Origin of the sequence: Pseudomonas sihuiensis (assembly GCF_900106015.1) — a bacterium.
Taxonomy (GTDB): domain Bacteria; phylum Pseudomonadota; class Gammaproteobacteria; order Pseudomonadales; family Pseudomonadaceae; genus Aquipseudomonas; species Aquipseudomonas sihuiensis.
The window spans coordinates 4,484,954-4,502,793 of the sequence record NZ_LT629797.1; the positions used below are offsets into that span (position 1 = coordinate 4,484,954).

A 17,840-nucleotide genomic window follows, 5' to 3' on the forward strand; every position below is an offset into this window, starting at 1 on the left:
TATCGGCATTAGAAGGTGCTTTGGTCGATTTGGCGAAATTAATGCGATTTTTATCGAATTAAATCCATATGCGACGCAGCGGCTCCGTGTGCGCCAATCAACTATGGGGCGAGGAATTGGGGGCTTGGCTTCGGTGGCCTGGCGATCTCTACACGGGGATTACGCCAGCGGCGCAGGTCTCTTTGGCAGCGCGGACGGCAGATACAGGCCCAGGTAGGCATCGAAAACGCGCATGCCTTCCTCGGCCAGGCGTGGTGTGATTTCGCCATGCAGTTGCACGGAGCGTGCGTAGACGCGATCACCCAGCTCCATGGCCAGGGCGAATACATCGATATCCGTCGGTAATTGCGGCAGGGGGAAGTGGCGCTCGAACAATGCTTGCATCAGGCGGCTCAGTTCGATGTCGTGCTGGTGGTCCGCTTGAGTGACTTCGGCCAGGCCGTGCTGGGCGAGGATCAACTGGCGCGCCGCGGCGTCGCGCGCGTAGATGCCCAGCATGCGTTGTTCGACGATACGCGACAGGTCATGCCAGGTGTTCAGGCTGGCATGCTCGACGGGTTCCTGCAGGCAGGCGCGAAAGGCTGCGTGCACGTCCGCGGTCAGCCCTTCGAGCAGGGCCGGTACGCTGGCGAAGAAGTGGTAGACCGAGGAGGGTGGAATCTTCGCGTGCTCGGCCACGGTGTAGATCGACAGATTGGCCACGCCTTGCTCGGCCAGCAGTTCGCGTGCTGCAGCGAGAATCACGGCAATACGTGCCTGGCTGCTGGCGCGCGGTTTGCGGGTGCTGGCGGGGCGCGACATGGTGAGCTCCTCGGTGGGCGAGGTGCTATTGGACGTCAGGCGGTATTGGCGAGGCAAGCCTCGCCATCTGCTCAGCTGCCGTCGCGGAAGCGCTGCCAGACGTTGTTGCGTACCTGGGCATGTTTCTCCGAGAGAACCTCCAGTGGATACAGGCGGCGCTTGGTGTCCTGATCCGGATACAGGCCGGGCTGCTGCAGCAGGGCGCTGTCGATGAACTGTGCAGAGCTGGCATTGCCGTTGGGGTAGAGCGTCTCGGCGGTGATCTGGGCGATCACCTGCGGCTGCATCAGGTAGTCGATGAAGCGGTGAGAGAGATCGGGGCGGCTGGCGTTGGCGGGAATCACCAGGTTGTCGACGAACAGTACCGAGCCCTCGTCCGGTACCACGAAGCGCACTGGCTGGCCGGCCTGGGCTGCGGCCAGGGCATCGCCGATCCAGGCCATGGCCAGGCACAGGTCGCCGCTGTTGAGATCTTCGATATAGCGTTCGCTGTCGACGTAGCGCAGGTTCGGGCGCAGGGCGTCGAGTATCTCTCCGGCGCGCTCGACGCGGCTCGGGGCGCTGCGTGCCAGGCTGCGGCCCTGGTAGTTGAGCAGCAGCGACAGGGTTTCATCCGGCGCATCCAGCACGCTGATGCCGCAACTGGCCAGGCGCTTGCTCTGTTCGGCGTCGAACAGCAAGCTCCAGCTGTCCGGCAGGGGGCCACCATAGGCGGCCTCGGCTCGGGGGGTATTGATTGCCAGGCCAACCGCGCCCCACAAGTAGGGGACGGCGTGCTGGTTCTGCGGGTCGACCGCAGCCAGCTTGCTCAGCAGTTGCTTGTCCAGGTGCGTGCGGTTGGGCAGCAGGTTGAAATCCAGCGGGCGAATGCGGCCGCTGGCGATCAGCCCTGGCAGGTCGTTGTGCGAGGGTACGGCGATGTCGATGGGCTGACCGCTTTCCAGCACTTGCGCCAACTCTTCGGCGCTGGCGAAGGTGTGGTACTCGACTTCGATGCCGGTGTCGCGGGTGAAGTTCTCCAGCACCTGCGGCGCGATGTAATCGTTCCAGTTGTAGACACGGATGCTGTCGGCGGCCTGAGCCAGGCCGCAGCTCAGGCCTAGCAGGATGGCGGCAAGAGCGCGTTGCATGAGTAACTCCCCGATTGATCAAAGCAACAGTATCCGGCGGTCTTGTTCGCCGGGGTTTGATGCATGTCAGCGCAGTCGCCGTACGGCGAACCGCTGGCCCTGGTGCGGAGCGCCAGAGCAGGCAGTAGTTAGCAGGCAAAAAGAAGCCGGCTCTGTCAGGCCGTGTGAAAACTACTGCGCTCGGCCATGCTGCGCTAAAAACAGGCTCAGAATGCTCATTTACCACTTGTAAACTGCGCTTCTTCGCCTGTTTTTGTCTTGCCTGACCTTCGCTCGCTACGTTTTTACACGGCCTTCTGCGGCCGGCTTTCTCGGTGTTACACGGTGTGCAGGTACCAGTTGTATTCGAGGTCGGAGATGGTGGTCTCGAACTCCTGCAGCTCGGCTTCCTTGCACGCGACGAAGATGTCGATGTACTTCGGATCGATGTACTTGTTCAGCACTTCGCTGTCGTCCAGCTCGCGCAGCGCGTCGCGCAGGTTGTTCGGCAGGCTCTGCTCGAGTTGCTCGTAGGAGTTGCCTTCGATCGGCTCGCCCGGGTCGATCTGGTTGGTCAGACCGTGGTGGATGCCGGCGAGGATCGACGCCAGCATCAGGTAGGGATTGGCGTCGGCGCCGGCCACCCGGTGTTCGATGCGCACGGCGTCGGCGCTGCCGGTGGGCACGCGCACGGCCACGGTGCGGTTGTCCAGCGCCCAGCTCGGCGCGTTGGGCACGTAGAACTGCGCGCCGAAGCGGCGGTAGGAGTTCACGTTAGGGCAGAGGAAGGCCATGCTCGCGGCCATGGTGTCGAGGATGCCGCCGATGGCGTGGCGCAGCGGCTGGTTCTCCAGCGGGTTGTCGGCGGCGAAGATGTTCTTGCCGGTCTTCTTGTCCAGCAGCGAGATGTGCACGTGCAGACCATTGCCCGCCTGGCCCGGGTAGGGCTTGGCCATGAAGGTGGAATCCATTTCATGGTCGTAGGCGATGTTCTTGATCAGGCGCTTGAGCAGCAGCGCATAGTCGCAGGCCTTGATGGCGTCTTCGACGTGATGCAGGTTGACCTCGAACTGCGCCGGGGCGCTTTCCTTGACGATGGCGTCGGCCGGGATGTCCTGCTCCTTGGCCGCTTCGAGCATGTCCTGCAGGCAATCGACGTACTCGTCGAGGTCGTCGATCAGGTACACCTGGGTCGAATGCGGGCGCTTGCCGGAGATCGGCGAGCGCGGCGGCTGCGGCCGGCCGTTCACGTTCTCCTGGTCGATCAGGTAGAACTCCAGTTCGAAGGCTGCGCAAATACGCAGGCCCAGTTCGTCGAACTTCTGCACCACCTGGCGCAATACCTCGCGCGGGTCGGCGAAAAAAGGCGTGCCGTCCAGCTCGTGCATGGTCATCAGCAACTGCGCGGTGGGGCGCTTCTGCCAGGGTTCGTTGCACAGGGTATTGGGGATGGGGAAGCAGATACGGTCGGCGTCACCGATATCCAGGCCAAGGCCGGTGCTCTCGACGGTGGAGCCATTGATGTCGAGGGCGAAGAGCGAGGCCGGCAGGTTGATGCCTTTCTCGTACACCTTGTGCAGAGCGTTTCGATCGATGCGCTTGCCGCGCACCACGCCATTCATATCTGCAATAAGAAGGTCGACGAACTGGACCTCGGGATGTTCCTTGAGGAACGCGTTCGCTTCGTTAAGCTGAACGGCACGCGGGGGTACCGACATGATGCAACACCTTTTTGTTAAATATATCAATCATGCGACTGCATGGGTGTGAGTCAATCCGAAACGCACTTTACTGTCAAGCTGGCCCAATGATGCCCTGTAGTGGGGCGTGGCGGCCATTTTTGGGGCATTCCAAGGCCTTTCAGCGGGCTCCAAGCGTTGATCTTTCAGGTTGCTCAGTGGGGTGTGTTCAATTTTTTACAGAGCTATTGTGTAAAAAAATGAACAAGGCTAAGCTCGGTTCAAACCCATAACAGCAATAATACGGGTGTCTCATGTTTTGCCTGCCGACTACCGGCGTCAGCGTTTGTACCAGTGTCACGGGTTTTGCCAATGCCTTGCGCTGCCTCGAAATGAGTGTGCGTAAGCGGCGAGCTAGCCATACCAGTGCGCCTCGCCAGGGTGTGACGTCGCAGTCTTGCCTTTTCGCCCTTGCAGCGCCGCTCGGCCTGCCCGATCGGGCTTTCCCTTCGTTCGATAACCTGCACGATAGCGCACACGACGCCATGGCGCGCCCCTGTCGGCCGCTTGTGCGGGCCAGTGAGAGGCCTGCTGCATCTGCCGAAGCTGTCGAATGCCCGCCATTGCACGTGCCAGAGGCATTGCTGCAACTGCCGAAGAGGACGCAGTTTTCTTTGCCTGGTATGCAAACTCGGGTGTCGGAGGTGCTCTGCTCCTAGTAGCATCCACCCGAATATCTCGCCTTCTTTCAGGCCTTTGGTGAGGCTTGCAGGGAGAAGGCGGGGCAACGCTGAACCCGCTATAACTCAAGCTGGTTCTACAACCCTGAGGTCTCTATGAGTACCAAGTTAGACCAGCTCACGAGCTGGCTGAAAGAACGCAAAATCACCGAAGTCGAATGCCTGATCAGCGACCTGACCGGCATTGCCCGCGGCAAGATCTCGCCGACCAACAAGTTCCTCGACGAGAAGGGCATGCGCCTCCCCGAGAGCGTGCTGCTGCAGACCGTGACCGGCGATTACGTCGAGGACGACATCTATTACGACTTGCTGGACGAGGCGGACATCGACATGTTCTGCCGCCCCGACCCCAACGCGGTCTTCGTCGTGCCCTGGGCCATCGAGCCGACCGCGATGGTGATCCACGACACCTTCGACAAGCAGGGCAACCCCATCGAGCTGTCGCCGCGCAACATCCTCAAGAAAGTGCTGCAGATGTACGCCGACAAAGGCTGGAAGCCCATCGTCGCACCGGAGATGGAGTTCTACCTGACCAAGCGCAACAGTGACCCGGACTTCCCCCTGGTGGCGCCAGTAGGGCGCTCCGGTCGGCCGGAAACCGGTCGCCAGAGCTTCTCCATCGACGCAGCCAACGAGTTCGACCCGCTGTTCGAAGACATGTACGACTGGTGCGAACTGCAAGGCCTGGATCTGGACACCCTGATCCACGAGGAAGGCCCGGCGCAGATGGAAATCAACTTCCGTCATGGCGACGCCTTGCACCTGGCCGACCAGATTCTGGTGTTCAAGCGCACCATGCGTGAGGCCGCGCTCAAGCATGACGTGGCGGCCACCTTCATGGCCAAGCCGATCACCGACGAGCCTGGCAGCGCCATGCACATTCACCAGAGCGTGGTGGATCTGAAGACTGGCAAGAACATCTTCTCCAACGACGACGGCACCATGAGCGAGCTGTTCATGCATCACATCGGCGGCCTGCAGAAGTACATCCCCGAGCTGCTGCCGCTGTTCGCGCCGAACGTCAACTCGTTCCGCCGCTTCCTGCCTGATACCTCGGCGCCAGTGAACGTGGAGTGGGGCGAGGAGAACCGCACCGTGGGCCTGCGCGTGCCTGAGGCGACTCCGCAGAACCGTCGCGTGGAAAACCGCCTGGCTGGCGCGGATGCCAACCCCTACCTGGTGCTGGCAGCCACTTTGCTGTGCGGCTACATGGGCATGGTCGGCGGGGTCAAACCCGGTGCGCCGGTCAAGGGGCGTGGTTATGAGCGCCGCAATCTGCGCCTGCCGGTGACCATCGAGAGCGCCCTTGAGCGCATGGAAGCCTGCAAGGACGCCGAGAAGTTCCTCGGCGAGAAGTTCATCCGTGGCTATGTCGCGGTCAAGCGTGCCGAGCACGAGAACTTCAAGCGGGTGATCAGTTCCTGGGAGCGCGAGTTCCTGCTGCTGTCGGTTTAGTCCGGCGCAGCTGTAGGGTGGGCTTTAGCCCACCATTGCAGGCCGACTCGGTGGGCTGAAGCGGATCGCCGCCCGGCCCACCCTACTTGAGCGCGCTGAAGCGGATCGCCGCCCGGCCCACTCTACAAGAGTCCGTGAGCCGGCCGCGTTCACAGAAGAAGGTGTGGTAATGAACAAGCAAGCGAACAACCCCAAGACTGCGCACTGGCAGGCGCTGAGCCAGGCCCATCACCTGGCGCCGTTCAGTGATTACAGGCAGCTGGCCGAAAAAGGCCCGCGTATCATCACTGAAGCCAAGGGTGTGCACCTGTGGGACAGCGAGGGCAACAAGATCCTCGATGGCATGGCCGGTCTGTGGTGCGTGGCCGTTGGCTATGGCCGCGAGGAGCTGGTCGAAGCTGCCGCTACGCAGATGCGCCAGTTGCCGTTCTACAACACCTTCTTCCAGACCGCGCACCCACCGGTGCTGGAGCTGGCGCATGCCATCTCCCAACTGGCGCCGGCCGGCATGAACCATGTGTTCTTCACCGGCTCCGGCTCGGAAGGCAATGACACCATGCTGCGTCTGGTACGCCACTATTGGGCGTGTAAGGGCCAGCCGAACAAGAAAATCATCATCGGTCGCGACAACGGCTATCACGGCTCCACCGTGGCCGGCGCCAGCCTCGGTGGCATGAAGTTCATGCACGAGCAGGGCGACCTGCCGATTCCGGGTATCGCGCATATCCCGCAGCCCTACTGGTTCGGTGAGGGCGGTGACATGAGCCAGGAAGCCTTCGGCATCTGGGCCGCCGACCAGTTGGAGAAGAAGATTCTCGAACTGGGCGAAGAGAATGTCGCGGCGTTCATTGCCGAGCCGATCCAGGGCGCTGGTGGTGTGATCATTCCGCCGGACAGCTACTGGCCGCGCATCAAGGAAATCCTCGCCAAGTACGACATTCTCTTCGTCGCCGACGAAGTGATCTGCGGTTTTGGTCGTACCGGCGAGTGGTTCGGCAGCCAGTATTACGACCTCAAGCCTGACTTGATGACCATCGCCAAGGGCCTGACCTCGGGCTACGTGCCGATGGGCGGACTGATCGTCAGTGACAAGGTGTTCGAAGTGATCGAGGCACATGGCGATTTCAACCACGGCTTCACCTATTCCGGGCATCCGGTGGCGGCAGCGGTGGGCCTGGAGAACCTGCGCATTCTAAAGGAAGAAGGCATCGTCGAGCGGGTGAAAGCAGAAACGGCACCATATTTGCATCGTCGTCTACGTGAGCTGGCGGATCACCCGCTGGTGGGCGAGGTACGCGGTATCGGCATGCTCGGCGCCATCGAACTTGTGCAGGACAAGGCCAGCCGCAAGCGTTACCCGAGTGACGTGGCTGCCGGCATGGTCTGTCGCGGACACTGCTTTAATAACGGTCTGATCATGCGCGCCGTGGGCGACACCATGATCATTGCGCCGCCGCTGGTGATCAGCCCGGCAGAGATAGACGAACTACTGGAAAAAGCACGCAAGTGCCTGGATCTGACCTTGCGTGACCTGTCGGTCTGAACAACCGCAGTCACAGAAAGTTGTCAGCGATGCCATGACCTTGCCAGACTGCGCCAGAGAGCGTGAGCCGCTGTGATGACAATGGCTCGTGCGACCTCTGGACTACCGACACAACAACAGGAGCTGTACGCATGAAAACATTCGGCAAGACCCTTCTCGCGTTGTCCCTGACCGCAGCCGTGGCAGGCGCTGCTCAGGCTGACAGCAAGGTGCTGCATGTCTACAACTGGAGCGATTACATCGCCGAAGACACCCTGGCCAATTTCGAGAAGGAAACCGGCATCAAGGTCGTCTACGACGTCTTCGACAGCAACGAAGTACTGGAAGCCAAGCTGCTGGCCGGCAGCTCCGGTTACGACGTAGTCGTGCCGTCCAACCCCTTCCTGGCCAAGCAGATCAAGGCTGGCGTGTTCCAGAAACTGGACAAGTCCAAGCTGCCGAACTGGTCGAACCTGGACAAGGACCTGCTCAAGGCCCTGGAACCGAGCGATCCGGGCAACCAGTACTCGATCCCCTACATGTGGGGCACCATTGGCATCGGCTACAACGTCGAGAAGGTCAAGGCCGTGCTCGGCGAAGACGCGCCGGTCGACTCCTGGGATCTGGTGTTCAAGCCCGAGAACATGGAAAAGCTGAAGGCCTGCGGCGTTTCCTTCCTCGATTCCCCAACCGAAATTCTCCCGGCCGCTCTGCACTACCTGGGCTACGCCCCGGACAGCAGCAAGGCTGACGAGCTGAAGAAGGCCGAGGAACTGTTCCTCTCCATCCGTCCTTCGGTGGCTTACTTCCACAGCTCCAAGTACATCTCCGACCTGGCCAACGGCAACATCTGCGTCGCCATCGGCTACTCGGGCGATATCTACCAGAGCAAGGCACGCGCCGAAGAAGCGAAGAACGGCGTGGAAGTCGGCTACAACATTCCGAAGGAAGGCGCGGGCTCCTTCTTCGACATGCTGGCGGTGCCGGCCGACGCCAAGAACGTCGAAGCTGCACACGTGTTCCTCAATTATCTGATGGAGCCGGCGGTGATGGCCAACATCACCAACTACGTGCAGTTCCCCAACGGCAACGCCGCAGCCACGCCGCTGGTCGATGAGGCGCTGCGCACCGATCCGGGCGTTTATCCGACTCCGGAAGTGCTGCAGAAGATCTACACCTTCCCGGACCTGGCGCCGGCGGTGCAGCGCAACATGACCCGCAGCTGGACCAAGATCAAGTCCGGTCGCTAAGCAACGAAGCAACGCCGCCTGGCGGGTTCGCCCGCCAGGCACCCAAATCGCGAGAAGAGGAAACGTTATGCGTCGTTCTACCCTGCTGGCCGGCCTGATCGCCGTTGCCATTGGTGTGTCTGTTGCCCAGGCCGCCGACCGTGTGGTCAAGGTCTACAACTGGTCCGACTATATTGCGCCGGACACCATCGCCGAGTTCGAGAAGGAAACCGGCATCAAGGTGGTGTATGACGTTTTCGATTCCAACGAAACCCTCGATGGCAAGCTGGCCACCGGCCAGAGCGGCTATGACGTGGTGGTGCCTACCAACCACTATCTGGCCAAGCAGGTGCGCGCCGGCACCTACCTGAAGCTGGATAAATCCAAGCTGCCCAATCTGGTCAATCTCGACCCGACCATCATGGAAAACCTGGCCGCGGGCGACCCCGGCAACGAATATTCGGTGCCCTACCTATGGGGCACCAACGGTATCGGCCTGAATGCCACCAAGGCCCGTGCCGTGCTCGGTGATGACGTCCCGTTGGATTCCTGGGCGCTGCTGTTCGACCCGCAATACGCCGAGAAACTCGCTTCCTGCGGTATCGCATTGCTCGACTCGGGCGACGAAGTGCTGCCGCAAACGGTCAACTACCTGGGCCTGTCGCCGCATACCACCAAGCGCGAAGACTACGAGAAGGCCTATGAGCAGCTGATGAAGGTGCGCCCTTACATCACCTATTTCCATAGCTCCAAATTCATCTCTGACCTGGCCAACGGCGAGATCTGTGCTGCCTTCGGTTATTCCGGCGATGTGCTGCAGGCCGCCGACCGCGCCGAAGAGGCCGGCCGCAGCGACGAGATCATCTACATCATTCCCAAGGAAGGCACCGCCATGTGGGCGGACCTGCTGGCGATTCCCAAGGACTCGAAGAACGTCGCCGAAGCCCACGAATTCATCAACTACCTGCTGCGCCCCGATGTGATCGCCAAGATCAGCAATTACGTGGCCTACGCCAACCCCAACCTCAAGGCCACCGAGCTGGTCGACGAGAGCGTGCGCGAGAACCCGGGCGTTTATCCCAGTGAGGAGGTCATGGCCAAACTCTACGTTGCTGAGGAGCGTACGCCCGAGGTGCAACGCTGGCTGACCCGCGACTGGACAAGAATCAAGAGCGGACGCTGATCGGCGGAAGATTTTCCTATAAAGTGCCGCGCCTTTTTCGGGCGGCACACAATAACGAGGATGATACTGTGCGAGTTACCCTGCCCAAGTCTCTGATCGCCCTGGCGGCCTCCGCTGTCTGTGGCGTGGCCCTGGCCCAGCCCAAGGTGCACATCTACAACTGGAGCGATTACATCGGCGAAGAGACGCTGGCCAAGTTCGAGGCGAAAACCGGCATCAAGCCGATCTACGACGTCTTCGACTCCAACGAAACCCTCGAAGGTAAACTGCTCGCTGGCCGCAGTGGCTACGATCTGGTGGTGCCGTCCAACCATTTCCTCGGCAAGCAGATTCGCGCCGGCGCCTTCCAGCCGCTCGACCGCAGCAAGCTGAGCAACTGGGACAACCTCGATCCGGCGCTGCTCAAGCAACTGGAAACCAACGACCCCGGTAACCAGTATGCGGTGCCCTACCTGTGGGGCACCAACGGCATCGGCTACAACGTCGAGAAGGTCAAGGCCGCGCTCGGTGTCGAGGAGATCGATTCCTGGGCCGTGCTGTTCGAAGCCGAGAACATCAAGAAACTCAGCCAGTGCGGCGTCGCCTTCCTCGACTCCGGTGATGAAATGATTCCGGCCATGCTCAATTACCTTGGCCTGGACCCCAACAGCAGCAACCCCGACGACTACGCCAAGGCCGAGGCCAAGCTGCTGGAAGTGCGTCCCTACGTCACCTACTTCCACAGCTCCAAGTACATCGGTGATCTGGCCAACGGCAACATCTGCGTGGCTGCCGGTTTCTCCGGCGACGTGCTGCAGGCTGCCGACCGTGCCGACGAGGCCGGCAAAGGCATCGAAATCGCCTACAGCATTCCCAAGGAAGGCGCCAACCTCTGGTTCGACATGATGGCCATTCCCGCTGATGCGGCGAACGTCGAACAAACGCATGCCTTCATCAACTTCCTCCTCGAGCCTGAGGTGATCGCTGAAGTCAGTGACTACGTCGGTTATGCCAACCCCAATACCAAGGCGGATGAATTCATGGATGAGGAGGTGCGCAACGACCCCTCCGTTTACCCGTCACAAGCGGTGCTGGACAAACTGTACATCTCCGCCGAGCTGCCGGTTCGCGTGCAGCGCCTGATGACTCGCACCTGGACCAAGGTCAAGTCGGGTCAGTAATCGTTCCTGCCCGGCCGCTGGGGTCGGGCACAATCTTCCGGGAGTTTTCCTAAATGGCTGTTGCCTCCAGCGCCTACAAAAAAGCCCTCGAGGGAGATCAGACACCCAAAGAGGTGCTGGTCAAGATCGATCGGGTGACCAAGAAGTTCGACGAGACCGTGGCGGTCGACGACGTCTCGCTGACCATCAACAAGGGCGAGATCTTCGCCCTGCTCGGTGGCTCCGGCTCCGGTAAATCCACGCTGCTGCGCATGCTCGCCGGCTTCGAGCGGCCGACCGAAGGGCGCATCATTCTCGATGGTGTCGACATCACCGACATGCCGCCGTACCAGCGACCGATCAACATGATGTTCCAGTCCTATGCGCTGTTCCCGCACATGACCGTGGCGCAGAACATCGCCTTCGGCCTGCAGCAGGACAAGCTGCCCAAGGCCGAGATCGACGAGCGCGTGGCCGAAATGCTCAAGCTGGTGCATATGACCCAGTATGCCAAGCGCAAGCCGCACCAGCTCTCCGGCGGCCAGCGTCAGCGCGTGGCTCTGGCACGCTCACTGGCCAAGCGTCCGAAACTGCTGCTGCTCGACGAGCCGATGGGCGCGCTGGACAAGAAACTGCGTTCGCAGATGCAGCTGGAGCTGGTGGAAATCATCGAGCGCGTCGGCGTGACCTGCGTAATGGTGACCCACGACCAGGAAGAGGCCATGACCATGGCCCAGCGCATCGCCATCATGCACCTGGGCTGGATCGCCCAGACCGGTAGCCCGATCGATATCTACGAGACGCCGACCAGCCGCCTGGTGTGCGAATTCATTGGCAGCGTCAACCTGTTCGACGGGCAGATCGTCAGCGACGAGGCCGACCACGCGATCATCGATTGTCCGCACCTGGACAAGCCGATCTACATTGGCCACGGCGTCAGCACCCGTGCCGAGAACAAGTCCGTCAGCTACGCCCTGCGCCCAGAAAAACTGCTGATGGCCACCGCCTTGCCGGCCGACCACGAGCACCCCGAGTACAACTGGAGCCGTGGCCACGTGCACGACATCGCCTACCTCGGTGGTCACTCGGTGTACCACGTCAAGCTCACTTCCGGGCAGATCGTGCAGTGCTTCATCGCCAACGCCGAGCGCCGCGGCAAGCGCCCGACCTGGGACGATCCGGTGGTGGTGTACTGGGAAGACGACAGCGGCGTGGTACTGCAATCATGAAACCGAGCAAACTGGCGCGCTATCTGCCCACTGGGCGGCATGCCGTTATCGGCATACCCTTCCTCTGGCTGTTCATGTTCTTCCTGCTGCCCTTCATCATCGTGCTGAAGATCAGCTTCGCCGAAGCCGACGTGGCGATTCCGCCCTATACGGAAATCTACCAGTGGGCGGACAACAAGCTGACCCTGCTGCTGAATTTCGGTAACTACATCTTCCTCAGCGAAGATGCCCTGTACCTGTCGGCCTACCTGGGTTCGCTGCAGATCGCCTTCTTCAGCACCTTGCTCTGCCTGGTGATCGGCTACCCGATGGCCTATGCCATCGCGCGGGCGCCGAAAGAGCACCAGACGGTACTGCTGCTGCTGATCATGATGCCGACCTGGACTGCGATCCTGATCCGCGTCTATGCCTGGATGGGCATTCTCGGCAACAACGGCCTGCTCAACAGCCTGCTGATGGGTATTGGTCTGATCGATACGCCGCTGCAGATCCTCAACACCAACACCGCGGTCTATATTGGCATCGTCTATTCGTACCTGCCGTTCATGATCCTGCCGCTCTACGCCAACCTGGTGAAGCACGACCTCAGCCTGCTGGAGGCCGCCTCTGACCTGGGTTCGAGCAACTTCAACAACTTCTGGAAGATCACCGTGCCGCTGTCGAAGAACGGCATCATCGCCGGCTCGATGCTGGTGTTCATTCCGGTGGTTGGTGAATTCGTCATCCCCGAACTGCTCGGCGGCCCGGAGACCCTGATGATCGGCAAGGTGCTGTGGCAGGAGTTCTTCAACAACCGCGACTGGCCGGTGGCTTCCGCCCTGGCGGTGGTGATGCTGGCGATCCTGATCGTGCCCATCATCCTGTTCAACCGTAACCAAGCTAAAGAGCTGGAGGGCCGGCCATGACTGATCTAATCGCAATGAGCCCGTCATCCTGTTCAACCGGCTTTTTAACCAGACGCGTGGCTAAAGAGCTGGAGGGCCGGCCATGACTGATCTAATCGCAATGAGCCCGTCATCCTGTTCAACCGGCTTTTTAACCAGACGCGTGGCTAAAGAACTGGAGGGCCGCCCATGAAGCGTTTCAGTTTCTCCAGCATCATGCTCTGGGCTGGCCTGATCTTCATCTACCTGCCCATGGTCATCCTGGTCATCTACTCGTTCAACGCCTCGCGGCTGGTAACGGTGTGGGGCGGCTGGTCGGTGAAGTGGTACGTCGGTTTGCTCGACAACACCCAGCTGATGAACTCGGTGATGCGCTCGCTGGAAATTGCCTGCTACACCGCCATCGCGGCGGTGGCGCTGGGCACCCTGGCGGCCTTCGTGCTGACCCGCATCACCCACTTCAAGGGACGCACGCTGTTCGGTGGTCTGGTTACCGCGCCGCTGGTGATGCCGGAAGTGATCACCGGTCTGTCGCTGCTGCTGCTGTTCGTGCTGATGGCACAACTGATCGGTTGGCCGATGCAGCGCGGCATGACCACCATCTGGATCGCCCACACCACCTTCTGCTCGGCCTATGTGGCGGTGGTGGTGTCATCGCGTCTGCGTGAGCTGGACATGTCCATCGAAGAGGCGGCCATGGATCTGGGAGCGCGGCCGTGGAAGGTGTTCTTCCTGATCACCGTGCCGATGATCGCACCGTCGCTGGCAGCGGGCGCGATGATGTCCTTCGCCCTGTCGCTGGACGACCTGGTGCTGGCCAGCTTCGTCTCCGGTCCGGGTTCGACCACCCTGCCGATGGAGATCTTCTCCGCCGTGCGCCTGGGGGTTAAGCCGGAGATCAACGCGGTGGCCAGCCTGATCCTGCTGGCGGTGTCGTTCGCCACCTTCCTGGCCTGGTTCTTCGCCCATCGCGCTGAGGAAAAACGCAAGAAGGCCTTGCAGCAGGCCATGGACGAGACCACCAGTCCGTCCTGGCAGCAGGTCGTCGACAGCCGTCGCAGCACCAGCAGCAACTGAGCTTCTGGCTGAAAGCAAAAACGGGCCCCGCAAGTAATGCTGATCAGATAAGTTCGTCACCACCCCCTCCTACTTGCAGTAGAGGGGGCGCTTTTTGTAGGAGCCAGCTTGCTGGCGATGCTTTTTATGGCGGATCGCCGGCAAGCCGGCTCCTGCAAAGATCGAGTGCAACGGCTTAACTGACTGGCATTAGCCCTGCGGGGCCCGTTTTTCATGGTGTCACTGATCGGGGCGTTGTGCAGCGATCTGTAGGAGCGGCTTCAGCCGCGATTGTTGTGCCTGCCCAGCCGCTATTTCACCAACGCCTTCCAGGCCTTGAGGCTGCTCACGATCTGCGTCTGAGTCGCACGCAGTTGGCGCTGCTCGTCGTCCAGCTCCTGCTGAGCCAGTTCGTACAGCTTGTTCAGCTCGCCATACAGGCGGTCGACCTCGGGCACTTCCAGCACCCCACGGGCCAGGCGCAGCCAGACCAGCAGGCGCTCCAGGCGTGGCATCTGCTCGGCCAGGTCTTCCGGTTGCTGCTGGTAGCGGCGCAGTTGCAGGGCCGTGCCTTCTTCGTTCAGCAGGGTCGGCAGCCAGTTGCCCAGGGCTGCGTTACCCTGGCGATTGCCGCGATTGTTGCGCTCTGCCGTCCAGCTGCGTTGCAGCAGCCAATACGACATCTTCAGCGACAGCAGGCCCCAGCGGCAGCCATCCAGTTCGGCGGCGAACAGCGCGGGAGCGTTACGGCGCATGCTGTCGTCGTGCTGCCCGGCCGCCAGGCGCGGACGCCAATCGTCGAGCAGGGCGTCAAGTGCTTCGCGCAGCTCCCGCGAGCTGGCTCGCGGCGCTGCCTGACCGAGGCTGGCGAGCAGGGCGCGCAGGTCGATCAATTGCTCCAGCCATTGCTGCAACAGGCTCCAATGACCATTCCAGCGATACTGCTCGGCCAGGCGCTGGCTGGCGCCGAGCAGGTGCCAGGCGAGTGCGGCGAAAGCGTCGTCCAGGCTCATCTCGCCCTGCAGCTCGGGTGCTGGCAGGCTGAGGTTGTAGCTGCCAGCATCGAACAGACGATAGCCGCGTTCGGCCTTGCTGATGTCGCAGGGCATCAGCGGCAGTTCGGCAGCCAGTTCGCAGGCCAGCTCCAGCAGCGCGGCGGGTTCGCCCTGGCGCAGTTCCAGCTCCAGTTCGCAGATCTCTTCTTCACCTTCGCCGGCGATTACCTTGCCCAGGTCCAGCGCGGCTTCGATGACCACCTTGGCCTTGCCGCGACCCCAGGCGATCTCGGCCTTCTCGCGGACGAAATCAGTGGTGAACAGCGGTTGCAGGGTTTTCTTGTCCAGCTCGGCCAGGCTGGCCGGCCAGCAACTGTCGTCGAGCTTTTTCAGGTCGAGCTTGGCCTTGCTCAGGTACCAGTCCCACTCGTTGCGCTCGGACAGGCCGGCAATGCTCTGGCCGCGACTTTTCAGCGTCTGAATGAACTGCTCGCCGTCGCGGCGCAGGCGCAGCGCGACCTTGGCATGGGCCAGGTCGCGGTTCGGGGTGTCGTAGTACTGATTGAACAGCTCGCCGCGTTGCCAGCCGCTCTTGTTGCGTTTCTTCAGCAGCGGGTGCTCGCGCAGGGCGGCCAGGGTGGCGCGACTGGCACGCAGTTTGATTTCGGTTTCTTTGACCATGATGGGGAGCTATGTAGCCTTTTATGAAAATGTGACAGACCGATGACGCGCGCTGGCGAATGACGAAGCCGATCCCTATACTTGCGACCTTCTCAAAACGGGGGCTTACCCTATGCCTATCAATCCCTTTGTCAGCCTGTTCGGCCGTTCACCCATCGGCCCCATGCAACAGCATATCGCCAAGGCCCATGAGTGCGCGGCGAACCTGGTGCCTTTCTTCGAGGCCGTAATGGTCGAAGACTGGGCCAAGGTAGAACAGGTACAACAGGAGATGTCCCGCCTGGAGCACGAGGCCGACAAGCTGAAGAAAAGCGTGCGCCTGCACTTGCCCAAGAGCCTGTTTTTGCCGGTGCCGCGTTCGGACCTGCTCGAGCTGCTCAGTGTACAGGACAAAGTCGCCAACCGCGCCAAGGACATCGCTGGCCTGATGCTCGGCCGGCAGATGGCTATTCCACAGCCGTTGCAGCCGCTGATGCGCACCTATGTGCAGCGCAGCGTGGATGCCAGCGCTCAGGCGCTGAAGGCAATGAACGAATTGGACGAGCTGCTCGAGACCGGTTTCGCCGGCCGTGAAGCTGTACTTGTGGAAACCCTGATCGAGGAGCTCGGTTCGATCGAAAACGATACCGACCGCCTGCAGATCGAGGTGCGCCGCAACCTGTTCAAGCTGGAGCAGGACCTTCCCCCGGTCGATGTGATGTTCCTCTATCAGATCATCGACTGGATCGGCGACGTCGCCGACCGAGCCCAACGAGTGGGCAACCGACTGGAACAACTGCTGGCGCGCTAAGCGCCAGTGTCCTTTCTGGGATCTACGGAAACTAACTTTATGTCTCTAATTGCGGACTACGGGCTGATTCTGCTCGTGCTTGCCTGCCTTTTCGGTTTTTTCATGGCCTGGGGTGTTGGGGCCAACGATGTAGCCAATGCTATGGGTACATCCGTTGGCTCGCGTGCACTTACTATCAAGCAGGCGATCATCATCGCCATGGTCTTCGAGTTTGCCGGTGCCTACCTGGCTGGCGGCGAGGTGACCGAAACCATCAAGAACGGCATCGTCGATGCCAACATGATCAGCCCCAACCTGATGGTGCTGGGCATGATGTCGGCTTTGCTGGCGGCAGGCACCTGGCTGCTGGTGGCTTCGACGCGCGGCTGGCCGGTTTCGACCACGCACACCATCGTTGGCGCAGTCATCGGCTTTGCCGCTGTGGGCGTATCAATGGATGCCGTGCACTGGAGCGGCGTCGGCCCCATCGTCGCCAGTTGGGTGGTCACGCCGATGCTGGCCGGGATCATCTCCTTCTGCCTGTTCGTCAGTGTGCAGAAGCTGATCATCGACACTGATAACCCCTTCCTGAATGCCAAGCGTTTCGTGCCGCTGTACATGTTCATTACCGGGTTCGTCATCTCGCTGATGACCATGACCAAGGGGCTCAAACACGTTGGTTTGAACCTCTCCAGTACCGAAGGCTTCATGCTGTCCATCGGTATCGGTGTGTTGGTGATGCTGATCGGTATCGCCCTGCTCAGTCGCATCCACGTCGATGTCGAGGCAGACAAGACTTTCCACTTCTCCAGTGTGGAGAAAGTGTTCGCGGTGCTGATGATCTTCACCGCCTGTGCCATGGCCTTTGCTCACGGCTCCAACGATGTGGCCAACGCCGTTGGCCCGCTGGCGGCTATCGTTGGCGTCATTCAGAGCGGCGGTGAGTTGGCGGCAGGTGAGAAGTCGATTGTGCCGGGCTGGATCCTGTTGCTGGGTGCGCTGGGTATCGTGGTCGGCCTGGCCACCTATGGCTACAAGGTGATCGCCACCATCGGCAAGGAAATCACCGAGCTGACGCCCAGCCGTGGCTTCGCTGCCGAGCTGGCGGCTGCCACCACCGTAGTCAGTGCCTCGGGCCTGGGGCTGCCGATTTCTACCACCCATACCCTGGTCGGCGCCATTCTCGGCGTTGGCCTGGCGCGCGGTATCGGTGCACTGAACCTGGGCATGATCGGCAAGATCTTCCTGTCCTGGATCATTACCCTACCGGCAGGTGCGATCCTGTCGATCATCTTCTTCTTCATCCTGCGCGCACTGTTCGGCGGAGTCTGATTCCGCCCTGGCGGTTTCCCCTGAGGTTGGATGCTCC

Annotated in this window: 14 protein-coding genes; 10 read left to right on the forward strand and 4 right to left on the reverse strand. The window is 61.1% G+C overall.

The genetic code is table 11. The features are described 5' to 3' along the window. Window positions 1-159 precede the first annotated feature (159 nt). The 3 genes from BLT86_RS21125 to BLT86_RS21135 form a co-directional block, all read right to left on the reverse strand. Window positions 160-801, reverse strand: a complete 642-nt coding sequence (locus BLT86_RS21125; RefSeq protein WP_017678371.1) for a TetR/AcrR family transcriptional regulator — start codon at window positions 799-801, stop codon at window positions 160-162. 71 nt (window positions 802-872) lie between these two features. Next, a complete protein-coding gene (locus tag BLT86_RS21130) occupies window positions 873-1,931 on the reverse strand; it encodes a polyamine ABC transporter substrate-binding protein (RefSeq protein ID WP_017678372.1) in 1,059 nt (352 codons plus the stop codon). Window positions 1,932-2,248: 317 nt separating this feature from the next. Beyond that, window positions 2,249-3,628: a glutamine synthetase family protein gene (locus tag BLT86_RS21135; RefSeq protein WP_017678373.1), complete on the reverse strand. Its 1,380-nt coding sequence runs from the start codon at window positions 3,626-3,628 to the stop codon at window positions 2,249-2,251. A gap of 797 nt (window positions 3,629-4,425) precedes the next feature. Between BLT86_RS21135 and BLT86_RS21140 the strand changes: the two genes are divergently transcribed. From BLT86_RS21140 to BLT86_RS21175, 8 genes are all read left to right on the forward strand, one after another. Beyond that, window positions 4,426-5,784 carry a glutamine synthetase family protein gene (locus BLT86_RS21140; protein ID WP_092379372.1) on the forward strand — a complete coding sequence of 453 codons (1,359 nt, stop codon included), beginning with the start codon at window positions 4,426-4,428 and terminating at the stop codon, window positions 5,782-5,784. Between the two features lie 169 nt (window positions 5,785-5,953). Then, on the forward strand, window positions 5,954-7,327 hold the full coding sequence (locus BLT86_RS21145) for an aspartate aminotransferase family protein (RefSeq protein WP_092379375.1): 1,374 nt from the start codon (window positions 5,954-5,956) through the stop codon (window positions 7,325-7,327). A gap of 131 nt (window positions 7,328-7,458) precedes the next feature. Next, on the forward strand, window positions 7,459-8,556 hold the full coding sequence (locus BLT86_RS21150; RefSeq protein ID WP_074855160.1) for an extracellular solute-binding protein: 1,098 nt from the start codon (window positions 7,459-7,461) through the stop codon (window positions 8,554-8,556). A 67-nt stretch (window positions 8,557-8,623) separates the two neighbouring features. Continuing rightward, window positions 8,624-9,718, forward strand: a complete 1,095-nt coding sequence (locus BLT86_RS21155; protein ID WP_074855161.1) for a polyamine ABC transporter substrate-binding protein — start codon at window positions 8,624-8,626, stop codon at window positions 9,716-9,718. A 68-nt stretch (window positions 9,719-9,786) separates the two neighbouring features. Continuing rightward, window positions 9,787-10,878, forward strand: a complete 1,092-nt coding sequence (locus tag BLT86_RS21160) for a polyamine ABC transporter substrate-binding protein (protein ID WP_092379378.1) — start codon at window positions 9,787-9,789, stop codon at window positions 10,876-10,878. A 53-nt stretch (window positions 10,879-10,931) separates the two neighbouring features. Beyond that, the gene (potA, locus tag BLT86_RS21165; RefSeq protein ID WP_092379381.1) at window positions 10,932-12,086 is read left to right on the forward strand and encodes a polyamine ABC transporter ATP-binding protein; all 1,155 of its coding nucleotides are present in this window, start codon (window positions 10,932-10,934) and stop codon (window positions 12,084-12,086) included. 23 nt (window positions 12,087-12,109) lie between these two features. Next, complete coding sequence (locus BLT86_RS21170; protein ID WP_167377349.1) at window positions 12,110-12,991, forward strand: ABC transporter permease subunit; 882 nt, start codon at window positions 12,110-12,112, stop codon at window positions 12,989-12,991. Window positions 12,992-13,159: 168 nt separating this feature from the next. Then, complete coding sequence (locus tag BLT86_RS21175; RefSeq protein WP_003458697.1) at window positions 13,160-14,047, forward strand: ABC transporter permease subunit; 888 nt, start codon at window positions 13,160-13,162, stop codon at window positions 14,045-14,047. 290 nt (window positions 14,048-14,337) lie between these two features. Here BLT86_RS21175 and BLT86_RS21180 read toward each other — a convergent pair whose 3' ends face one another. Beyond that, window positions 14,338-15,702, reverse strand: a complete 1,365-nt coding sequence (locus tag BLT86_RS21180) for a CYTH domain-containing protein (protein WP_092379384.1) — start codon at window positions 15,700-15,702, stop codon at window positions 14,338-14,340. Between the two features lie 112 nt (window positions 15,703-15,814). On the opposite strand from BLT86_RS21180, the gene BLT86_RS21185 reads away from it, so the two are divergent. Continuing rightward, window positions 15,815-16,492, forward strand: coding sequence for a TIGR00153 family protein (locus BLT86_RS21185; protein ID WP_092379387.1), 678 nt, complete (start codon window positions 15,815-15,817; stop codon window positions 16,490-16,492). A 39-nt stretch (window positions 16,493-16,531) separates the two neighbouring features. Continuing rightward, on the forward strand, window positions 16,532-17,803 hold the full coding sequence (locus BLT86_RS21190; RefSeq protein WP_092379390.1) for an inorganic phosphate transporter: 1,272 nt from the start codon (window positions 16,532-16,534) through the stop codon (window positions 17,801-17,803). Window positions 17,804-17,840 lie beyond the last annotated feature (37 nt).

What these genes read in the sequence shown, in the direction of transcription:
- BLT86_RS21125 (WP_017678371.1), bottom strand. Translation starts at nt 801, where the DNA reads ATGTCGCGCCCCGCCAGCACCCGCAAACCGCGCGCCAGCAGCCAGGCA.
- BLT86_RS21130 (WP_017678372.1), bottom strand. Translation starts at nt 1,931, where the DNA reads ATGCAACGCGCTCTTGCCGCCATCCTGCTAGGCCTGAGCTGCGGCCTG.
- BLT86_RS21135 (WP_017678373.1), bottom strand. Translation starts at nt 3,628, where the DNA reads ATGTCGGTACCCCCGCGTGCCGTTCAGCTTAACGAAGCGAACGCGTTC.
- BLT86_RS21140 (WP_092379372.1), top strand. Translation starts at nt 4,426, where the DNA reads ATGAGTACCAAGTTAGACCAGCTCACGAGCTGGCTGAAAGAACGCAAA.
- BLT86_RS21145 (WP_092379375.1), top strand. Translation starts at nt 5,954, where the DNA reads ATGAACAAGCAAGCGAACAACCCCAAGACTGCGCACTGGCAGGCGCTG.
- BLT86_RS21150 (WP_074855160.1), top strand. Translation starts at nt 7,459, where the DNA reads ATGAAAACATTCGGCAAGACCCTTCTCGCGTTGTCCCTGACCGCAGCC.
- BLT86_RS21155 (WP_074855161.1), top strand. Translation starts at nt 8,624, where the DNA reads ATGCGTCGTTCTACCCTGCTGGCCGGCCTGATCGCCGTTGCCATTGGT.
- potA (WP_092379381.1), top strand. Translation starts at nt 10,932, where the DNA reads ATGGCTGTTGCCTCCAGCGCCTACAAAAAAGCCCTCGAGGGAGATCAG.
- BLT86_RS21175 (WP_003458697.1), top strand. Translation starts at nt 13,160, where the DNA reads ATGAAGCGTTTCAGTTTCTCCAGCATCATGCTCTGGGCTGGCCTGATC.
- BLT86_RS21180 (WP_092379384.1), bottom strand. Translation starts at nt 15,702, where the DNA reads ATGGTCAAAGAAACCGAAATCAAACTGCGTGCCAGTCGCGCCACCCTG.
- BLT86_RS21185 (WP_092379387.1), top strand. Translation starts at nt 15,815, where the DNA reads ATGCCTATCAATCCCTTTGTCAGCCTGTTCGGCCGTTCACCCATCGGC.
- BLT86_RS21190 (WP_092379390.1), top strand. Translation starts at nt 16,532, where the DNA reads ATGTCTCTAATTGCGGACTACGGGCTGATTCTGCTCGTGCTTGCCTGC.